Annotated in this window: 18 protein-coding genes; 16 read left to right on the top strand and 2 right to left on the bottom strand. The window is 40.9% G+C overall.

Going from position 1 to position 20,067, the window contains the following annotated elements; all coding sequences use genetic code 11:
• Positions 1 to 4 precede the first annotated feature (4 nt).
• The 14 genes from ACR65F_RS08360 to ACR65F_RS08295 all read left to right on the top strand — a co-directional run bounded on the left by ACR65F_RS08360 (position 5) and on the right by ACR65F_RS08295 (position 15,402).
• Complete coding sequence (locus ACR65F_RS08360; RefSeq protein WP_440504025.1) at positions 5 to 985, top strand: sensor domain-containing diguanylate cyclase; 981 nt, start codon at positions 5 to 7, stop codon at positions 983 to 985.
• A gap of 695 nt (positions 986 to 1,680) precedes the next feature.
• Positions 1,681 to 2,097: an RrF2 family transcriptional regulator gene (locus ACR65F_RS08355; RefSeq protein WP_440504023.1), complete on the top strand. Its 417-nt coding sequence runs from the start codon at positions 1,681 to 1,683 to the stop codon at positions 2,095 to 2,097.
• Between the two features lie 23 nt (positions 2,098 to 2,120).
• Positions 2,121 to 3,023, top strand: a complete 903-nt coding sequence (locus ACR65F_RS08350) for an NAD(P)/FAD-dependent oxidoreductase (RefSeq protein ID WP_440504022.1) — start codon at positions 2,121 to 2,123, stop codon at positions 3,021 to 3,023.
• Positions 3,024 to 3,340: 317 nt separating this feature from the next.
• The gene (locus tag ACR65F_RS08345) at positions 3,341 to 3,901 is read left to right on the top strand and encodes a class I SAM-dependent methyltransferase (protein WP_440504021.1); all 561 of its coding nucleotides are present in this window, start codon (positions 3,341 to 3,343) and stop codon (positions 3,899 to 3,901) included.
• A gap of 289 nt (positions 3,902 to 4,190) precedes the next feature.
• Positions 4,191 to 5,153 (top strand): DNA/RNA non-specific endonuclease, encoded by a 963-nt coding sequence (locus ACR65F_RS08340; RefSeq protein WP_440504020.1) that lies wholly within the window; start codon positions 4,191 to 4,193, stop codon positions 5,151 to 5,153.
• Between the two features lie 307 nt (positions 5,154 to 5,460).
• Positions 5,461 to 6,030, top strand: coding sequence for an SF0329 family protein (locus ACR65F_RS08335; protein ID WP_440504019.1), 570 nt, complete (start codon positions 5,461 to 5,463; stop codon positions 6,028 to 6,030).
• A gap of 308 nt (positions 6,031 to 6,338) precedes the next feature.
• Positions 6,339 to 7,055 (top strand): toast rack family protein, encoded by a 717-nt coding sequence (locus ACR65F_RS08330; RefSeq protein WP_440504017.1) that lies wholly within the window; start codon positions 6,339 to 6,341, stop codon positions 7,053 to 7,055.
• Between the two features lie 524 nt (positions 7,056 to 7,579).
• On the top strand, positions 7,580 to 9,121 hold the full coding sequence (locus ACR65F_RS08325) for a BCCT family transporter (protein WP_440504016.1): 1,542 nt from the start codon (positions 7,580 to 7,582) through the stop codon (positions 9,119 to 9,121).
• A 488-nt stretch (positions 9,122 to 9,609) separates the two neighbouring features.
• On the top strand, positions 9,610 to 10,593 hold the full coding sequence (locus ACR65F_RS08320) for a ring-cleaving dioxygenase (protein ID WP_440504015.1): 984 nt from the start codon (positions 9,610 to 9,612) through the stop codon (positions 10,591 to 10,593).
• 14 nt (positions 10,594 to 10,607) lie between these two features.
• Complete coding sequence (locus tag ACR65F_RS08315) at positions 10,608 to 11,219, top strand: alpha/beta hydrolase (RefSeq protein WP_039043667.1); 612 nt, start codon at positions 10,608 to 10,610, stop codon at positions 11,217 to 11,219.
• 98 nt (positions 11,220 to 11,317) lie between these two features.
• Entirely contained in the window at positions 11,318 to 11,845 is a 528-nt protein-coding gene (locus ACR65F_RS08310) for a YceI family protein (RefSeq protein WP_440504013.1), read from the top strand.
• 420 nt (positions 11,846 to 12,265) lie between these two features.
• The gene (locus ACR65F_RS08305) at positions 12,266 to 13,096 is read left to right on the top strand and encodes an alpha/beta fold hydrolase (protein WP_440504012.1); all 831 of its coding nucleotides are present in this window, start codon (positions 12,266 to 12,268) and stop codon (positions 13,094 to 13,096) included.
• Positions 13,089 to 14,066, top strand: coding sequence for a sensor domain-containing diguanylate cyclase (locus ACR65F_RS08300; RefSeq protein WP_440504010.1), 978 nt, complete (start codon positions 13,089 to 13,091; stop codon positions 14,064 to 14,066). The genes ACR65F_RS08305 and ACR65F_RS08300 overlap by 8 nt, the downstream gene beginning before the upstream one ends.
• Positions 14,067 to 14,409: 343 nt before the next feature.
• Entirely contained in the window at positions 14,410 to 15,402 is a 993-nt protein-coding gene (locus ACR65F_RS08295) for a tRNA dihydrouridine synthase (RefSeq protein WP_039043701.1), read from the top strand.
• A gap of 310 nt (positions 15,403 to 15,712) precedes the next feature.
• Here ACR65F_RS08295 and chbG read toward each other — a convergent pair whose 3' ends face one another.
• Positions 15,713 to 16,417: a chitin disaccharide deacetylase gene (gene chbG, locus ACR65F_RS08290; protein WP_440504008.1), complete on the bottom strand. Its 705-nt coding sequence runs from the start codon at positions 16,415 to 16,417 to the stop codon at positions 15,713 to 15,715.
• Between the two features lie 22 nt (positions 16,418 to 16,439).
• The gene (locus tag ACR65F_RS08285) at positions 16,440 to 17,168 is read right to left on the bottom strand and encodes a GntR family transcriptional regulator (RefSeq protein ID WP_039043663.1); all 729 of its coding nucleotides are present in this window, start codon (positions 17,166 to 17,168) and stop codon (positions 16,440 to 16,442) included.
• A gap of 296 nt (positions 17,169 to 17,464) precedes the next feature.
• Between ACR65F_RS08285 and ACR65F_RS08280 the strand changes: the two genes are divergently transcribed.
• A complete protein-coding gene (locus ACR65F_RS08280; RefSeq protein ID WP_440504006.1) occupies positions 17,465 to 18,781 on the top strand; it encodes a 6-phospho-beta-glucosidase in 1,317 nt (438 codons plus the stop codon).
• Entirely contained in the window at positions 18,778 to 20,067 is a 1,290-nt protein-coding gene (locus tag ACR65F_RS08275) for a PTS sugar transporter subunit IIC (protein ID WP_082003406.1), read from the top strand. The genes ACR65F_RS08280 and ACR65F_RS08275 overlap by 4 nt, the downstream gene beginning before the upstream one ends.

The raw sequence follows: 20,067 nt of genomic DNA, 5'->3' as shown, positions 1-20,067 counted from the left end.
CGTAGTGGAGGAACGGTTAAAAGAAGCGCCATGCGGTTTTATTAGTATTGATCAAAGCGGCTGTATCAATGAAGTGAATAATCGCTTTCTAACATGGATGGGCTATCAGGAAGAAGAAGTGGTTGGAAAACACATGGAGACTTTGTTTACCAAAGTCAATCGTATGTTCATCCATACCTACTTTTTCCCGACGATACAGCTGCATAACTCTGTGGAAGAATTTTATATCAATCTAACAAATTCAGCTGGTGAATCCATACCGGTACTTTTAAACGCGAGACGATATGTACATGATGGTGTACCTGTCATTGACTGTTTGTTCATCCAGATGAAACAGCGAATCGATTATGAACTGGAACTGCGTTCGCTTCAGAAAACAACTGAAAAGGCGTATCGTGACAGGGAAGAAGCATTTGCTCAATTAGAAAAAGTGTATGTGGAAATCGCAAGGAAGCAAGGCGAGATTTTGGAAATGAATAATGAACTCTTGAAATTATCTAATACAGATAAGCTGACGAATATTTCGAACAGACGCTTTTTCCAGGAAGAATTGGAACGTCATATTGATCGATATAGGAAAGAGCGAATTGTATTTTCGTTATTGATGGTGGACATTGATTACTTCAAAAAGGTCAATGACACGTATGGTCATCTCGCTGGCGATAGCGTTCTGGTTCAACTAGCGGGACTGCTGGCGCAAGAAATTGGTCCTGAGGATCGGGTAGCACGTTTGGGCGGTGAAGAGTTCGTCATCATTCTGCCAGAAACGAATGCTGAAGAGGCACTTAAACTTGCTGTTAAGCTTAATAAGGCAGTAGAAAATGCCAATTGGGAAATTATTGATCGATTAACCGTGAGTATTGGAGCGTCTACATTCTCAGAGAGCGACACAGAGGTCACCATTGTAAATTGTGCGGATCAGGCGCTTTACAGGGCTAAAGAAAATGGCCGCAATTGCTCAATTCACTATCAGGAGATAGGTTAACGTCTTCCAATGTGAAACAACCATTCATCCACAGGTCTCATTGGACTCGCGTCAGCTCCTGAGTGCGGGGATAACTGTGCGACAAATTATCAATCGACGACCAGTGACTTTAATGAAGTAAAGTTTCAAAAATAAATAGTGTCTGCACAACATTTAATTCAGAATTCAATGTTGCACAGGCACTTTTAAGTTAACGTCCCAGAGCCAGCAGGTGGCGGTATGCCTGATATGGGCGGAATGGTGTAAGTCATAAAGTTCAACACTAAAAACGTCAACTCTCAATTGGAAGTTGACGTTTTTTGCGCTGAACAAAAGTGAAATTGAGTAGACAGCTGTTGATCTGCACTACAGGTTTGGAAATGTTTTTATGGAATTTGCGTACTTATCATCTTAACAATCAGTGATAGTTATTAGCTGTTCGTAAATGTGTACTTTTATGAATGGTTTTAAAGAGGGCTAACAGATTAGCTTGTTCAACCAGATGAAATCATTTAGTAGAAATGAAATAAGCACAGCAAGAAATAAAAGTCCCTGGAACATCAGAATATATTCATACTTAATCCTTTTTCCTGCTTTTTTGCAATGGAAGTGAATTTTAAACTTCTTGGTTGACTTCTTATTTTGATGATGCTAAGTTGTATTAAAGATAACAAGAGTCTTTAATATCTCTTTAATAGCTGGAGAGGAGAATCAGGATGAAATACTCAAATGCAACAAATTATGCTTTGCACACGATGGTGTATTTAATACATTTGCCACAAGGAAACACGGTAGGCGTTCAGGAGTTGGCGAAAATTCAAAAGCTGTCTCCAACTTATCTGTCAAAAATTCTAACCAAGCTGACAAAAGCGGGGTTGATCGAATCGACCCCAGGAGTAAAGGGCGGCTATAAAATTTCCAGGTTTCAAAATGAGGTTACGTTTTTTGATGTCATCAAAGCGATTGAGGGAGACACCAACCTGTTTGATTGTTCAATCCACCATGAAGGGTGCCTGATCGAAGAAACCATGCGGCAGGCAGAAGAAAATATGAAAAAAGAACTCCAGGCAAAGCTTCTGATTGATATTGTTAAAAAAGCAGAGGCCGAACGTTCAGTGGAAACGAACCAGTAAAAGCAACGGAAGGAGATGGACAAATGTTATTGGATTGTGCAGTGATTGGCGGCGGACCAGCGGGGCTGAACGCTTCTTTGGTTCTCGGAAGGTCAAGAAGGAAAACGATTCTATTCGATGATAACAACCCCAGAAATGCGGTGACTTCGGAATCCCACGGGTTTATCACGCGCGACGGTATCAACCCACAGGAGTTGAAACGAATTGCCCAGGAAGAATTGGGCAATTATCCCGACGTTAAAATTGAAAAGCAACGGGTGCTGAGCGTAGTCAAGAAAAATGGCGTGTTCCAGATCACAGCTGAGGACGGAGGAATCCATAACGCCAAAAAGGTCATACTAGCGACGGGATTCAAGGAAGTTCTTCCTGATATCCAATCAATAAAAGAGTTTTACGGAACCAGTTTGTTCAGCTGCCCATTTTGCGACGGCTGGGAATTGAGAGACCGTCCCCTTGCCGTGATCTCAGAAAATCAGCCAGCTTTTCATCTGGCGAAAGTGGTATCGAACTGGACGGATAATTTGATTGTGTGCACCAATGGCAAACGAACGCTTTCTGCAGATGAAAAAGGAATACTGGAAAGCAGGGGGATAAAAGTTTACGAGGAAAAGATCCGTTCGTTAATCGGTGAAAAAGGGTTCCTACAAAAAATCGAGTTTGATGGCGGAGAAGCGGTGTTGCGCGACGGCGGATTTGTCCTGCCGGAATGGGAACAAGCGACTGACATTGGTATACAGTTAGGCTGCAACCTGAACGAGCGCGGAGGCATCGAAACAGATAGTTGGAAAAGGACAACTGTTGAGGGTCTATATGCATGTGGCGATACCTTGATGGCCGGACCGTCTCAATTGATTCTTGCAGCCGGAGAAGGCAGTATGGCTGCGATCAGTATCAATGGAGCACTGATCGAAGAAGAGTTTATGTAATAGAATGACCTGGATAATTGCTTAAGCAAAAAGGTTAGACAATTCTGTAACCAGCCAACTTTCTTAGTTAGGGAATAGAAAGTTCAATGATTTATCTAAGTATCAAAAAAATTTATGTTAATTGTAGATATAAAATACCTTTAATGGTTTTAATGCGATAAAAAGGATATGCGGCTCTTTTATTTTTTTTTGGTAGTGGTGCTTGAATCGCACATGTTATAGCAAGGCGAGTTAGAGAAACACTATTGTCATAAGTATCCAAATCCAAATTCAAGTCTTAAAGGTTTTAAAAATCAGTAATCAAAGGAGAATTTATCATGAATCAAAAATTACAGAAAAAGATCCATAATTTAGAGAACATAAAACGACTTCCAGCAGAGGAGTTCTTTAAATTCCTACAGCTTAATAAAGAAGACGAACTACTAGATCTTGGAGCGGGTGCAGGATATATAAGCCTTTCTATTGCTAACTACGTGAAAAAAGTGGTGGCGCTTGATTTTGATAAGGATGTTTTAGATTATCTAGAAAACAAAGCCAAGGATAAAGGAATAACAAACATAGAAACAGCTGCCGGAGATTTTAAAGCAATGCCCTTAGCTAGCAATAAGTTTGATAAAGCTGTCGCTTCGATATCATTGCATGAAGTTACCCCACTCTCATTGGTTTTAAGTGAAATCCACAGGGTGTTAAAGGATGAAGGAATATTTTTATGTATCGATCTAGAGAAAACAGATCATCCCACTGGGCCAAGAGTTCCTTCTCTGGAAATGGAGGCGGAAATTCGCAAAGCAGGTTTCAGCATCAAAGAAACGGTTCATTCACCAACACCAATTGCTAATCAACCTGTATATATTATTGTGGCACAGAAAAATAAATAAAAGAAAAACTAGTCATTAAGGCCAACTTAATGGCTAGTTTTATTATAGCGCTAAAAAAGTATAGGAATTACCTAAAATTAAGTAGATTAAAATGTGGCGTCGGATTGCTCTGTGCTTGAGCAGTACCGAGTCATTCTTCTTTTTTGTCTGGATGAGTTTACTATTACGAACAGCTAATATTTCTCGTGTATTTCACTTGAATTTCATGGAAAATGTTAAGGCGCGCGTTTACTTATGATATAATTTTTTTCGTGAAACTTTGACACAGATGAAAGGTATGGTTTGAAGAATGAAAAAGAAAATGAACTATTTAATCTTATTTTTAACAATCGTCTTTATGGTTGGTTGTACCAATTCAGAAGATGCATCCAGTACAGAGGTAGAAACGGGTTCGCAAAAAGTCACGACTGTTGAACCAAATAAAACTAGTGAAAAAGAAGAAACGGTAACTACGATTGTTGAAGACCAGGATGTAGAGGAGCACGTAGTAGAGGAAAAATCAACTCAACCAAAGAAAGAACGGTTCTCCGGATACAAACTAATTGAAGTTGATGGTGGTGATTTGTCTGGATATCATGAACCTAGCGTCGTTGTTGACATTGGTTACGGGGACCGTGAATATTGGGGATTTACTAATGAATATGGGCAACTAGTACGTGTCATAGCTGACGAGATCATTCTACAAGATGAAAGTAATGAACCTGTTTTATCGTCTGGCAGATATTATTCCGATGAGGCAAAGGTTCCTGGCGTTGAAAGTGATGTTTTAGATGAAGGCCATGTAATTGCTGACTCTCTCGGAGGGGTATCGAATGCTTATAATATTACCCCACAGAATAGCAAGCTCAACCGACATGGTGATCAAGCGTATATGGAAAACGAGATCCGAAGAGCAGGTGGAGCTACTAAATTCGAAGCAATTATCACCTATCCGAATACGGAAACGCAAATTCCTTCAAGTTATCAATATACCTATACAATAAAGGGAAATGTCATTACGGATTCATTTGAAAATGTGAATCCAGATGAAGTAAACGAATCTCTTGGACTAACCGGAAATAATGAGTCCGAGTCCAAATCAGAAAGTTCTTCCGCAAACGAAGGCGAGCTTTCTAGTGTTGATACAAATGGAAATGGTATCGTGACAATCGCAGAAGCGAAAGCAGCTGGTTTCAGTATGCCAATAACTAGGGAACACTGGTTGTATCAATATATGCAGGATCGTGATAATGACGGCATGGTAGGAGAATAAATATGGCTGCGTGTGTAAGATACAACTCCAAAACAATTCTAACATAAAGGATTATAATCGAGGCCTCTCATTAGTTGTACAAACTTTTGAGAAGCTTCTTTTTTCATTTCTTGGGTAACATGGAGATGGACAAGTTATTGTTTCATCAGTCTGGATGTTTTACTCGCTCACTATTATCGATACCTCAGAAATTCATGTCACACTTAATCCTTGTATTTAGTATGACCGATGTGACGGTTATTGTATTATGGATAATAGAACGACTGCCTCAATAACTAGTTAAAATATAAAAATTAAGGAGAATTACATGACCTGGAGCAAATTGAAGAAAAATCTGGAGAGTTTTCTCTGTCCCGCATTAGATGGAAGGGTTGAATACCGTGCAAGCAGCTATCGTTATTTACCTGATAAAGCAGGAACTTGTTATATTGCGGTAGATAAAAAGAATGTACTCAATATGAGTGATATAAATACCTCAATCAGATGGTATCAAACGGAGCTAGAAATTAAGAATGATTCAGATATCCAAATTCCTATCAACAATGAGGAAATTGAAGCAGTAAGAAACGAGACCAAGGGGATGGTTCCGGAGGATCGTCTACAAGTAATTGCAAGAAGTAGAAAATTATCAGAACATGCAAAGGAGCTTTTGTCAGCACAGTCATCATTAAGTAAATCAAATTTTATCGTTTTAGCTAATAAGTTTTTATCCACTCCTATAGAGGAGAGCATAGAGAGCAATGATATCCTATTGAATATTCTAGCTTTGGTGGACCGGAGGGTTGGAAAAAAACGAATTTTAAACATGACCGAGAAGATGAAGTTAAAGCATCCAATCGTTCAGTACTTTTATGAACTACGGCTTAGTACGTTGTGATAACAAAGAATTAATATGGGGTACATGTGAGACTGACAATCACAATTGTTTCGTGCGCAGGTACTCACAATTATAATTTTCGGACCTTGTCCCCCAATGGTTTAAGTGTTTCGGAGCTAAGCGTTACCCATGTTAAGTTAGAAGCACTTCAGCTACGAACGATAGAGTCTACGCAAGAACTACTTTCCGTCTGGTTGCATGATCTATGTATACTAAGACTTAAGACTGATTTGAATTTCATGCAAACGACTGGCAAATTTGTGCAGGGAATCGGATATGATAAAGTCAAAGGGAAAGGGGTGTTCTATATGCGCAAGCTTATAGTGGCTGTGATGGCAGTGGGAATACTAGGTGCTGTCGGGGTTTGGGGATATAATTGGTTCTTTTCGGGAAATAGGGTTAATGACATTTTAATCGAAAAGGATGACGTAAAATCACTTAACGCAAATATACAGATTGGCTTCGGGGACGTATCTATTACGGATGGTGAGGATGCCTGGATCAAAGGCACAGTTGACACGAACAAAAAGAAATTGAAACCAACTGTATCTTATAAGAAGAAAGGAACTGTCGGAAACGCTGACATTAAGCAAAAAGGAAAATTACTTGCGGGATTAGGGACCGTACGTAACGATTGGGACCTCGAGCTGACAAATGAGATACCTGTCAACTTGAATATTGAGATGGGCGTCTCTGACTCGACACTAAACCTGTCGGGTATCCAACTCAGTAAGCTATCGATCGATGCAGGTGTAAGCGATGCAACCATCGATTTAAGCGGAGACTGGAAAGATAGCTTCAACGCAGACATCGATCTTGGAGTCGGCGATGCGACGATTCTTCTCCCTGCGGACACCGGTGTCAAATTGAACGTTTCGAAAGGAATCTCTGGCCTTGAGGCGAAAGGCTTTACTTCTCAGGGAAATGGCATCTACGTGAATGACGCTTATGAGAGTAGTGATGTTGTGATCGATATAAAGATTGATGTTGGAGTAGGCGATTTGAAGTTTAAACTTGTAGATTGAATAGGAAAATAACGAAAGCTTTTCACCTCTCTTCCTTATTATTTAAGAAGAGGGTTTTTTGTTTTTGTTTTAATACATATACAGGCACAAAGCAGAAACAAGTATACACGACATACTTTGTGTGAGCCTGCGTTTATATGGAGACAGTTGAAATATAAATGATGTTCCAAAATGAAAATGATGTGCACCATAATACTTAAAACGAAGTGTGGAGTACCTATGCTTCAAATACAATAATTTTGTACACGAGTACTCCCAGTTCAACCCAGTCCCCTCAGAAAACCCTTCAATAACTGACCTTTCTCCATATTTGAAAAATATGGATACGTGTTGACAGTGTGGAAGGTACCATATATCCTGTACTATGAGTTTTTGTATGAGACATGCAACACGAATTCAAATCGTGTTGCATTTTTTTTTGCAGAAGCTGTTGGAAAGTAGATGAAAAGAAGGGAAAGCTATAACTACGATTGTCTTGGAAAACAGTATAGATATGTAAGTGAAACGAACATTGGAGGAGAGCTATGACGAGAGGTTATTGGAAGAGTATACGTGAAAAGATTGATTGGCCAGTATTTTTATGGAGTGGCGGCATATTAGTGGCATTCGTGCTGTTTTCAATTTTTAAAGTAGACCAGGTTAGTGCATTTGTAAATAAGGGATTCGATTTATCTATTCGCTACTTCGGGGCGTATTGGCAATTCCTATTGATGGCCAGTTTTGTAGTAGGTGCGGTATTGGCGTTTTCAAAGTATGGCAAAGTTCGCCTGGGAGACGCAAAGAAGCCGGAGATGTCTTATTTTAAATGGTTAGCCGTAATTTTGACGACAGGTCTTGGAGCTGGCGGTGTCTTTTGGGCAGCGGCAGAGCCTATGTACTATTTTCTGGACGTGCCTCCCATGCATAAAGGGATAGAAGGCGGCACTGTTGACGCGATTGGGCCTGCATTGGCTCAAAGTTACATGTCATGGGGCTTCACCGCATGGTCTGTATACGGTGCAATCAGTTCGATTATATTGATTTACGCACATAAACATAAGGGCATGCCGTTGAAGCCTAGGACCCTTTTGTATCCTATTTTGAAAGAGAGAATTTTAACGAGCAAATGGGGCACGGCTGCCGATGTATTTTGTATTATAGGCGCTGCTGCTGGCACGATTGGTCCAATCGGTTTTCTCGGGCTGCAAGTTAGCTATGGAGTCAGTTCGATCTTTGGCATACCGGATACATTTGTGACGCAGCTCTCGGTCATCGTTATTTTGACAGGAGTCGTACTCGTATCCACCCTTACAGGTATTGAGAAGGGGATTCAATTTTTAAGTAAGGTGAACGTCAACTTAGTGGCGGTGATTGCCGTATTCCTAATCGTGTTCGGTCCAGGGCTGTTCATCGTCAACACGTTCATGTCTTCCTTTGGTACGTACATCAGTGATTTCGTAAGCATCAGTACATTCCGCGGGGATGATGCATGGCTAGGAAGCTGGATGCTCTTCTTCTTCGGATGGTTTATAGGGTTCGGTCCATTGGTGGCATTATTCGTCGCAAGAATATCCAATGGTAGAAAAATTCGTGAAATCTTTTTAGTGGTTGCTGTAATAGCACCTGTCGTCACAAACTTTTGGTTCACGGTACTTGGAGGTACGGGTATTTTCTACGAATTAAATAACGCAGGTTCCGTCAGCGGTCCATTGAATGAGGGGGGATTGCCGAGTGCAATCATCGCTATAGCGGAACAAATGCCGTTAGGATTCATCATGCCTTCTGTCTTCTTGATTTTGACTACACTATTTGTAGTGACGACAGTAGACTCCATGTCGTATTCCATCTCCATGGCCGTGACAGGCGACGGAAACCCTCCAAAAGCCATTCGTGTATTTTGGGCGGTCATCATGGCGACAATCGCCACCATCCTAATTGAAATCGGTGGCGGAGGAATTGGTGCGTTACAGTCATTTGTCGTCATAGCTGCAGTTCCAGTATCAATTCTTTTGCTCCCGGTCGTATGGTACGCGCCGAAAGTGGCGAAATTGCTGGCTATTGAACAGGGGATTGTTGAGAAAGAGTAGTGCGCTGTGCTATCTAAGGTGAAGGTATGAGGTGTCTGTACGCGATGCAATTCGTATACAGTTCTGGATACATCTGATTAGTATTACTAGGATGATTTAAACTAGAAACATAAAGGTTTCTTATAATAGGTAGCTTCTTCCTCTAAGCAAGCTGCTAAATTTAAAAAACGTCAACTTCTTATTGAAGTTGACGCTTTTTGTGCTTTTGGGCACTTTCTGAATCTGATCTACTCAAAAGGAGGAACAAACTAATTGACCGGAAAAATATGACGTGTTATGATTACTTTGAATTCAAGGTAATTTATTTTCCAAACAAGTTGGAGGAGAAATTACTATGGATGAACTGCCTTCCCACATGAATGGCGAGCCATTTATGAATAATTGAGTTAAAATAACACAAAACTAGCTTGTAAGTTCGAGCTGTTTATTTTTTGCTTATATATCTTGAATTCAAGATAAAATTACAATATAAGAAGGGAGATAATAATATGAACGGATTGAAAGGTATTCACCACGTGACGGCAATTACTAGTAGTGCGGAGAAAAATTATGAGTTTTTCACATATACATTAGGTATGCGGTTAGTGAAGAAAACGGTGAATCAGGATGATATTCGGACGTATCATTTGTTCTTTGCAGACGATGCAGGGTCAGCCGGTACCGATATGACATTTTTCGATTTTCCGGGCATTCAAAAAGGGGTTCATGGCACGAATGAGATTTACAAAACCGCTTTTCGGGTACCGACAGATGCGGCGTTGGACTATTGGGTAAAACGCTTTGAAAAATACGACGTGACCCATACGGGAATCCAAGAAGTTTTTGGCAAAAAAACCATTTCATTCACCGATTTCGACGAACAAAACTATATGCTGGTTTCAGATGAGCACAACACAGGTATTGTATCAGGCACTCCTTGGCAGCATGGTCCTGTGCCTCTCGAATTTGCGATTACGGGGTTAGGACCGATCCACATTCGCATTGCACAGTTTGACTACTTTAAAGAAGTGCTTGAAAAGGTCATGTTGTTTAAAGAAGTGGCAGCGGAAGGCTCTCTACACTTGTTCGAAGTGGGTGAAGGCGGGAACGGAGCACAAGTGATTGTGGAGCACAACATGTCACTTCCGGATGGCCGTCAAGGGTACGGAACTGTTCACCACGCCGCTTTCCGGGTAGAAGATACGAATGTGTTAAACGAGTGGATTGAGCGCTTGCCATCATTCGGTTTAAATACATCCGGGTATGTAGATCGATTTTTCTTTGAATCCCTCTATGCGCGTGTAGCTCCTGGAATTCTTTTTGAGTGGGCAACAGATGGACCTGGTTTCATGGGGGATGAACCTTATGAAACAGTTGGTGAAATTTTGTCGCTACCACCATTCCTGGAAGGAAAACGGGAACAAATCGAGGCGATTGTTCGGCCGATCGACACCGTACGCAGTACGATTCAAATAGAAAAAGAGTACTTGTAGAAAGGGGCAACCCCATTATGCAGCATATTTTTAGAAAAGGTACTAATGGCGAGAAACCGGTTTTACTGTTGTTGCACGGCACAGGCGGTACGGAGCAGGACTTGCTGTCGTTAGCAGAATTAGTTGACCCTGAAGCTTCCGTGCTCAGTGTACGTGGAAATGTCTTGGAGAATGGCATGCCTCGTTTCTTTAAACGGTTATCAGAAGGCATATTTGACGAAGAAGATTTAGTTTTCCGGACGAAAGAGCTGAAAGCCTTTTTGGATCAGGCGGCAATTGACCATCAATTCGACCCGTCAAATATCGTAGCTATCGGGTATTCAAATGGTGCTAATATTGCGGCCAGTCTGCTATTTCACTATGACGATGCAGTAAAGGGAGCCATTTTGCATCATCCGATGGTGCCAATACGTAATGTGCCTATGCCTGATCTTACAGGGATTCATGTATGGATCGGAGCGGGAGCAAACGACCCGATCTGTACGCAGGAAGAATCGACTGAGTTGCAGAACCTGCTGGAAGAAGCAGGGGCATCCGTTGGACTTCATTGGGAGAACGCGGGACATCAGTTGACAATGTCGGAAGTAAAAGCTGCAAAAGCTTGGTATGAACAAATTTTTCAGTAAGATACTACAGACTATTACAGATGAAGTGACCAGTTTAACCTGGCAAGAAACAAAAACTCAGATTCAAGAGAATCATATATAAATTGGAGGAAATTAAAATGACAAAATGGACAGTAGATCAATCGCACTCAACAGTAGGTTTTGAAGTAAAACACATGATGGTATCCAAGGTGAAAGGCCAGTTTGACGGTTACACGGCAACGGTTGAGGCAGCAGACTTAACAGATCTTACAACTGCCTCAATTGCTTTCGATTTCGACGTGACAAGCCTCAATACACATTCAGTAGATCGGGATAATCACTTGAAATCAGCAGATTTCTTTGATGTAGAGAATTTTTCGAACATCACATTCCAATCGACTGCCATTGTAAAAAAAGGCGATGACTACAAAGTAACAGGCGATTTAACGATTAAAGACGTCACTAAACCGGTAACTTTTGACGTGGAGTTTGGCGGAAAAGGAACAAATCCATGGGGTGTTGAAGTATATGGGTTTGAAGCGGAAGCGAAGATCAACCGAGAAGAGTTCGGCCTAACTTGGAATACAACTCTTGAAACAGGCGGAGTACTTGTTGGTAAAGACATCAAAATCCTAGTAGAGATGCAAGTAAACCCAGCATCATAATCTGGCTGTGAATCTAAAATTGATTTAAAAAATAGTAGATATTGGTGTTTTCGCAACCACGACAATAACCTGCCTACCGATTCCAAAGATAGTGGAATCGGTAGGTGGTTTTTTGTATAATCCGGATAAGATAGTGATGTGAAACAGCATTTATTGAAAGTGGCGTGAATAAACAATCGCGAAACTATAAACATGAACGAAAGCTTCCTACCCAAGCACATAAGGCATCTATTCTTATACTGAGGATAGATGCTTTCTTTGTCAGTGTAAGAAATTGTCACAATTGAAATTCGACGGATATTGAAAGAAGAGACATTTTATTCTATACTAGAATTAGTAACATTGCCCTATTTGTGATTGTGGAAAATATTATTCTAAAGACTAAACTGCTATTATAAAATAAGTAATGGAGGCTTTTTTATGAATCGAAATACCCTTATTCGCAATAACGTGAACGTTACAGGGAAGGGCACAAAGGCAATGATCTTTGCGCACGGCTTTGGGTGTGATCAGAATATGTGGAGGCTAGTGGCACCGGCGTTCGAAGAAAATTTCCGTGTCATTTTGTTCGACTATGTCGGCTCTGGAAAGTCTGATTACAGTGCTTACAGTTCAACTAAGTACCAAGACCTTCATGGATATGCACAAGATGTACTCGATATATGCGATGCTTTAGATATAAAAGATGCAATATTTGTGGGGCACTCGGTTGGCAGTATTATCGGGATGCTGGCCTCTATTCAAGAGCCAACACGATTTGAGCGCCTTGTGATGCTCGGTCCTTCACCTTGTTTCTTGAATGACCCTCCTCTTTATAAAGGAGGATTTGAAAAGGAAGACCTTGAGGGATTGATTGGGATGATGGAGATGAATTATATTGGCTGGGCAAATTATCTCTCTCAGGTCATTATGAAAAATCCTGAGCGCCCGGAACTTTTCCAAGAGTTGGAGGAGAGCTTTTGCTCTACGGATCCAACCGTAGCCCGCCAATTTGCAACAGCAACCTTTTTCTCTGACCACCGGAACGATTTACAGAATGTTACGGTGCCGTCACTCATTCTCCAGTGCTCTGATGATGCAATTGCTCCGATAGAAGTCGGAAAATATATGCACAGCGTCCTCGCAGAAAGTGAATACGCCTTAATGGAAGCGACGGGACATTGTCCACATTTGAGCCATCCTGAAGAGACCATCCGTTTGATTAGCGATTATTTGAAATCAGTCGCTGATCAGGATAGTTCAAATGGATGAGCAACTGGACTTTGCGCCATGCGGTTACGTATCACTTAATGATGACAGTACGATCCTTGACATCAATAAGACGCTGCTCAGTTTACTCGATTACAAACTTCAAGAGGTACAGGGGCAGCACATTAACCTACTCTTGACGCATGCGAGCCAAACTTTTTACCAACTCTATTTTTTTCCGATGATCCGCCTTCAGGAAAAAGTGGATGCGATGTATATTGCTTTAAAGGCAAAGTCCGGACAGGAAATTCCTATATTGCTCAATGCCTCGCGAAATGAACGTGGCGGTAAGTTTTTTAACGATTGTGCCTGTTTTCCTATGAAAGAAAGATATGAGTATGAGCAGGCCCTTCTGGTAGCTAAAAAGGAGACAGATCAGCGAAACCAGATGAAGAAAAAGCAAATAGAAGAGCTGGACTTGTTAAGGAACGAATTGGAGTGCAAGCAAAATGAACTGCTGGAATTGAATGAAAAGCTTCGAAAACTAGCCGAAACAGACGGATTAACGGGTCTCAAGAACAGACGCTACCTACAAGAAAGTCTGACATCCAATTTCAATTCACATGCTGGACAAATGCAGCCAATCTCCCTGCTGCTAATGGATATCGATTACTTTAAGGAGATTAACGATACTTATGGTCATATGACGGGCGACAGAGTATTGCAGGAGATGGGACGGTTACTCGAAGAGGAGTCCAGAAAAGAAGATATTGCCGCACGATATGGAGGAGAAGAATTTGCATTGATTCTCCCGAATACCGATAAATCTGATGCTCTGAAAATCGCTGAAAGAATCCGATTGCATGTTGAAATGGCAGACTGGGGTGAATCAGCCATCACGATAAGTATAGGAGCAGCCACGTTTCTACAAGGAGATACAGAAAGTTCTTTACAGTCCAAAGCAGATTACGCACTCTATGCCTCCAAAAATGGCGGTCGCAATCAAGTCACCCATGCTAGTGATTTGACGTAGTGAATGCTGCCTGTCTATCATCCAATTCAAGTTTCGGCTCCTTTGTAAAATCGATATTATTTACAAAGCAAACCTCAAAGGTAACTTCACAATAATTGCCCACCGCGAATTCCAAACATAGTGGAATGTGCCGGCGGGCTTTTTGTATAATGGAATGATTGACCTTATTAGAACCAGTCTCTTCCCACATACACGTTAGTCATGTAAAATAGTTAACGTTGAGAATAAAACTATAGGTAGGCAACGTAAAAAAGGTCTACTTCGATTTCCAGTATTACTACACTAAGATTTTTAGATGAAGGGCTGACCTGGCATCCCATAATGAGAGGATTGGAATTTGAACATGAAAGAGAATTTCTGGCGTGAATTACCACGACCGTTTTTTATATTAGCACCGATGGAAGATGTCACGAATGTTGTGTTTCGTCATGTCGTGGCAGAAGCTGCAAGACCTGATGTGTTTTTCACAGAGTTTACGAATACGGAAAGTTATTGTCATCCGGAGGGAATCTTTAGTGTACGCGGGCGTTTGACGTTCACAGCAGACGAACAGCCAATGGTGGCTCATATTTGGGGGAACAAGCCCGAACACTTCAGAGATATGAGTATCGGAATGGCAGAACAAGGATTTAAAGGGATCGATATTAACATGGGCTGTCCTGTTCCAAACGTAGCTTCGAAAGGAAGAGGTAGCGGGCTGATCAATTATCCTGATAACGCAGCGGATATTATCCAAGCTGCAAAAGCGGGAGGATTGCCAGTCAGTGTGAAGACGAGACTAGGTTATACAGATGTAGAAGAATGGCGTGGTTGGCTGACACATATATTGGAGCAAGACATCGCTAATTTATCGATACACTTGCGTACTCGTAAGGAAATGAGTAATTTTGAAGCGCATTGGGAACTCATCCCTGAGATTAAGAAACTTCGTGATGAAATTGCACCAGATACATTGTTAACCATCAACGGAGATATCTTGGATCGTCAAATGGGCTTAGAACTCGTCGAAAAATACGGTGTGGATGGCGTAATGATTGGACGAGGCATCTTTAAAAATCCATTCGCCTTTGAAAAAGAGCCAAGAGAGCACAGCAGTAAAGAGTTAATGGATCTCTTAAGACTTCAGCTGGATCTCCATGATAAATACTCGAAAGAAATTGAAGAGCTTCCATTCAAACCACTCCGTCGATTCTTTAAGATTTATGTCAAAGGAATTCGAGGAGCAGGTGAATTGAGAAATCAATTGATGTACACGGAGACGACAGATGAAGTGCGCGCGTTGCTCGATGAATTCGAAGCCGAGAATGTAGATGAGTTAAATCAACAGGAGAATTGATCATTGTTTTCCTACGCAACGAGCACTTAAATGCATGTTCTAGAAACCGCAAAACAGGATTCAAAATTAGATATGTTTGTAAAACAAATGGGTTTGCTTCAACAACACAAAAGCCCCGAGATGCACAAAAATTAAATACCCGGTCCGCAATTATAATTCACTGCGGACCGGGTATCTTTTATTTTTTTCAACTTTCATACGTTACAACAAGAAAATCTGACAATAGAATTGTTTTAGAAAAGATACGGTGCGCTACATGGGGGTATTGAAATAAGTGTGAAAGTAAAATTCACCAAAAAAGGTTCAAATCCTACTGCATCATTACTACCCATTCAGGGATTTTTATATTACATAATATGTGGAGTTCATCTTCTCTTTTGTCTTGATAAGAGCTAACGGATCTTAAATCTAGGTCAACGATGGCAGGGTGGGTCATTATTTCAACAGACTTACTTTCAAGGCTTTTTAGGCGAGAAAAGAGATCTTCATTGGCTCCATCTTCGTAAAAATCCAACCATAGAGAGTCGGTCAACAGGATATCAGGATAGTTTTTTAAGGAATCCGTATAACGGACGGGGACTTGGTACTCGTTCGATAGCTTTACGATGAGTTCTTTAAAAACGTCCCAGCCATGAACGTGGTGGTGACTGTCAATATGGTGAAGTGGTAAACCTGTCGCAAGAAACGCATCCAGTTGAGCACGCCATTCTTTTTCTACCTCTTCAAGATTGGGCGGCTCCATTTTTAGAAAGGCATTCGTATAGCGAAAGACACCTTGTTCATTGACAAGTGTTGGCACGTCTTCACTTAAGGGTTTGCCATATGTGAGTACGAGATGAATGCCTACATGCAAGGAAGGGAACAATTTCGCTTTTTCAACGGCATATTCCGTTGCAAGTCCATTCATCATTAACGTGGTTGACTGAACCACACCGTTTGTATGAGAGTGAAGTATCCCATCCGTCACGCCTTTTGTTAACCCGAAATCATCTGCGTTAAAAAGTACTTTCACCATAATCCCTCCTAGTTTTTACAAATCACTCTTCCTCTAAGTAATTACGACTAATGACAAAATTCGTCTTGTCGCCTCTGAAATAGGAGCGCGAGTATTCAAATACATTTCCATCTACATCCTCGGCCACTGTTTCAATATAGAAGCATGGCAAGCCTTCCTTATACTTTAAGATGTGAGCCACTCGATCGTCGGGAAATGCAATCTCAACATGCTCTGTTGTCTTAGCAATCTGTAAATGATAGTTTGTTTTGAGTGCTTCATATAAAGATGACTCAGCCTGTTCTTTCGTAATGCCAGGCGCTAATTTCCATGGAATATAAGCAATTTCAAATTGTGTAGGTTCACCATTCGCTTTTCTAACCCGCTCAATACATTGAATAGGATCATTGATGGACACATGAAGTACATTTCTTAGCAGCTCTGTCGCAGGGATTACTTGAATACTGACGAGTGAGATTTCTGCTTTTTTTCCTTGGATTGCGATTTGATCACTATACCGTTTCACTGTGTGTGAAAGGGTTTGTTTTACTTTATGTTCCGCAACAAAAGTCCCGTTTCCTTGTTTGCGGACAAGATATCCCTCAATTGTAAGTTGTTTAAGTGCTGTTCTTACTGTTGTTCTACTGACATCGAAATCTTTACATAATTCCAATTCTGTAGGGATTCTGTCGCCTACTTTATAAGTGCCAGACTTTATACGATTCAGTAAATCTTCTTTAATGTACGCATGAAGTGCTTGGTTTTTTTCCATTGCAATGCTCCTTCATTGATAATGACTAAAGTGTACAAGATTAAAGATACAATAACAAATTTGGAATATATGTTACTACATTTGAATAATATGAATTATTGTTATATACAAGTTTTTAAATGTATGATACATTTGCTTTGAAGAATTAGAAAGTAGTAACAATTTATAAGTGTTCTGTTGAAATATGTATCTGGATATCTCTACTGAAGTATATGTGGAGATTTATAAGTCTAGTGATTTTACCCGTAATCATATTTTGCAACCGCTTTCACATTTGCAGTAAAGGAGCTTTTAACATGAACTTAAAAATCGTTATCATCGGTGGAGGATCGAGCTATACTCCTGAAATCATCGAGGGAATCATTCGTCGTCATGATTCGTTTCCTGTAACAGACATTGTATTAGTAGACATTGAAGAGGGGAAGGAGAAATTACGGATTGTTGGTGAGCTTTCGAAGAGAATGATTTTGAAATCTGGTAAGCCTATAAACGTATCTTGGACATTGGATAGAAAAGAAGCTCTTGTAGGAGCAGATTTTGTGTCTACACAAATACGTGTTGGTGGTTTAGAAGCAAGAGCGAAAGATGAGCGGATCCCGTTAAGTCATGGATTCATTGGACAGGAAACGAATGGAGCAGGAGGAATCTTCAAAGCATTTCGTACGATTCCCGTCATGATGGAAATGGCGGAAGATATCCATCACATCTGCCCAGAAGCATGGATGATCAACTTTACGAATCCTGCAGGAATGATTACTGAAGCGCTGTTAAAGTATTCCGCACATAAGAAAGTGATTGGTGTATGTAATATTCCATTTAACATGCGACATTCTAGCGCCGAGATTTTGGATGTGTCACCAAGTGATGTGGAAATTGAATTCATCGGGATGAATCATTTTGTTTTTGGAAGAAAGGTCACGGTCAACGGGATTGATCGGACAGAAGATGTATTGAACAAACTAAAACAGGGCTTGGATTATTCTCCAGCTAATATTGTGGATCTAGGATGGTCTAGTACGTTCATTGACGCGACAAAGCTGTTGCCTAATCCGTATCATCAATATTACTTCCAGATGAAAGATGTTCTGAAAAAGGATATTCAAGCGTTTAACGAACATGGTACGCGTGCTGAAAAAGTCCAAGAGTTGGAGAAGTCGTTATTTGAACTCTATAAGAATCCTGAACTGGAAGACAAACCGAAGGAGCTAGAAGAGCGTGGGGGCGCTTTTTATAGTGATGTCGCCTGTAGTCTAATGGATTCCATTTATAATAATAGAAAAGACATACAAACGGTAAATACTTTTAATAATGGAGCGATTCCTGATTTGCCAAATGATGCAGTGATTGAAGTGAACAGTGTGATTACGGAAAATGGACCCGAACCGATTGCAGTGGGGCCGCTACCGCTCTCTATCAAAGGGATTGTTTGCGAGATGAAAGCATTTGAGGAACTTGTTATTCAAGCAGGGCTATCTGGTAATTATCATGATGCATACGTAGCGATGCTCATGAATCCACTTATGCGAGATGAAAAGGGAAGTAAAACGGTACTTGATGAGTTGCTAACAGCTCACAAAGAGTACTTACCACAATTCAAGGGGGAATTGGAATGAAAGGCAGGTTCATGGAGAAGTTTATTGAAATTGCTGGACGAATTGGGGCACAGCGTCACCTCGTAGCAATCCGTGATGGATTTGTTGCGATTATGCCGCTGATCATTGTAGGATCTTTCGCTATTCTAATCAATAACTTTCCACCTTTAGGTTCTTTCAGTTTTGTTGAATGGATGAATGGTATATTAGGAGAAGGGAACTGGCAAGCAGTTGGAGGAAGTATATGGAACGGTACCTTTGCTGTCTTAGGATTGCTAGTCGCCTTTTCAATCGCCTATAATCTTGCCAAGTCTTATGAAGTCGATGGGTTGTCCGCGGGTTTAATCTCTGCGGCAGCATACATCATGCTTGTTCCTGTGACGGAAGATTGGGGATTGAATTTTGCTTGGCTAGGGGCTCAAGGACTATTTGTGGCCATCATCCTTGCACTTGTACTGACTGAGCTATTCCGAGTATTAGTGAACTCTAAATGGACGATCAAAATGCCAGAAGGAGTCCCTGAAGGTGTTGCTCGATCGTTTAAGGCATTGATCCCAGCGACGATTATTTTGATTTTAGTTGGTTGTTTCCAAGCTTTAATGAGTGTGTTTGCTGAAATTAGTATATTTGAAGTGATATTCCAAGCGATTCAGGAGCCGTTACAAGGTCTCGGGAATACGCTGCCAGCTGCTATTTTAATTGCATTCTTGAATCACTTACTTTGGTTCTTTGGGTTACATGGTACGAACATTATAGGGGCTGTTATGGAGCCGTTGTACCTTCCGTTGATCCAGGAAAACTTAGAGCTATTCAATAGTGGGGTCTCAGCGTTCGATGTTCCTTATACAGTAACGAAACCATTCCTTGATGCGTATGTGTTCATGGGTGGATCAGGTACGACCATCGCTTTAATTGCTGCGATATTCATCGTCATACGGAAACAGAAAAATCACCCGTATCGGGAAGTTGGTAAACTCTCTGCACCGGCTTCACTATTTAACATTAACGAGCCAGTAATCTTTGGTTTACCGATTGTACTGAATCCAGCGATGCTAATTCCATTCATCATGATTCCGGTTATCTTAACAATCACGTCTTATTTCGCTCTAGCTACAGGGTTAGTACCAAAAACGGTCGCGATTATTCCATGGACGACACCACCGATTTTAAGTGGTTACTTAGTAACTGGCGGAAGCTGGAGAGGAATTGCTTTACAGCTATTTAACTTCGCGATTGCTACGATGATGTACATTCCATTTGTTATGGTAGGCGTCAGAGCGTTAAAACAACAGATGGGGAGAGATTGA

The sequence above is a fragment of the Sporosarcina sp. SAFN-010 genome (assembly GCF_059415065.1).
Note: the sequence above shows the minus strand (reverse complement) of the source record. Positions and strands in the feature narration are given on the sequence as shown.

What these genes read in the sequence shown, in the direction of transcription:
- ACR65F_RS08280 (WP_440504006.1), top strand. Translation starts at nt 17,465, where the DNA reads ATGAACTTAAAAATCGTTATCATCGGTGGAGGATCGAGCTATACTCCT.
- chbG (WP_440504008.1), bottom strand. Translation starts at nt 16,417, where the DNA reads ATGGTGAAAGTACTTTTTAACGCAGATGATTTCGGGTTAACAAAAGGC.
- ACR65F_RS08340 (WP_440504020.1), top strand. Translation starts at nt 4,191, where the DNA reads ATGAAAAAGAAAATGAACTATTTAATCTTATTTTTAACAATCGTCTTT.
- ACR65F_RS08330 (WP_440504017.1), top strand. Translation starts at nt 6,339, where the DNA reads ATGCGCAAGCTTATAGTGGCTGTGATGGCAGTGGGAATACTAGGTGCT.
- ACR65F_RS08335 (WP_440504019.1), top strand. Translation starts at nt 5,461, where the DNA reads ATGACCTGGAGCAAATTGAAGAAAAATCTGGAGAGTTTTCTCTGTCCC.
- ACR65F_RS08355 (WP_440504023.1), top strand. Translation starts at nt 1,681, where the DNA reads ATGAAATACTCAAATGCAACAAATTATGCTTTGCACACGATGGTGTAT.
- ACR65F_RS08345 (WP_440504021.1), top strand. Translation starts at nt 3,341, where the DNA reads ATGAATCAAAAATTACAGAAAAAGATCCATAATTTAGAGAACATAAAA.
- ACR65F_RS08305 (WP_440504012.1), top strand. Translation starts at nt 12,266, where the DNA reads ATGAATCGAAATACCCTTATTCGCAATAACGTGAACGTTACAGGGAAG.
- ACR65F_RS08325 (WP_440504016.1), top strand. Translation starts at nt 7,580, where the DNA reads ATGACGAGAGGTTATTGGAAGAGTATACGTGAAAAGATTGATTGGCCA.
- ACR65F_RS08310 (WP_440504013.1), top strand. Translation starts at nt 11,318, where the DNA reads ATGACAAAATGGACAGTAGATCAATCGCACTCAACAGTAGGTTTTGAA.
- ACR65F_RS08300 (WP_440504010.1), top strand. Translation starts at nt 13,089, where the DNA reads ATGGATGAGCAACTGGACTTTGCGCCATGCGGTTACGTATCACTTAAT.
- ACR65F_RS08350 (WP_440504022.1), top strand. Translation starts at nt 2,121, where the DNA reads ATGTTATTGGATTGTGCAGTGATTGGCGGCGGACCAGCGGGGCTGAAC.
- ACR65F_RS08285 (WP_039043663.1), bottom strand. Translation starts at nt 17,168, where the DNA reads ATGGAAAAAAACCAAGCACTTCATGCGTACATTAAAGAAGATTTACTG.
- ACR65F_RS08275 (WP_082003406.1), top strand. Translation starts at nt 18,778, where the DNA reads ATGAAAGGCAGGTTCATGGAGAAGTTTATTGAAATTGCTGGACGAATT.
- ACR65F_RS08295 (WP_039043701.1), top strand. Translation starts at nt 14,410, where the DNA reads ATGAAAGAGAATTTCTGGCGTGAATTACCACGACCGTTTTTTATATTA.
- ACR65F_RS08320 (WP_440504015.1), top strand. Translation starts at nt 9,610, where the DNA reads ATGAACGGATTGAAAGGTATTCACCACGTGACGGCAATTACTAGTAGT.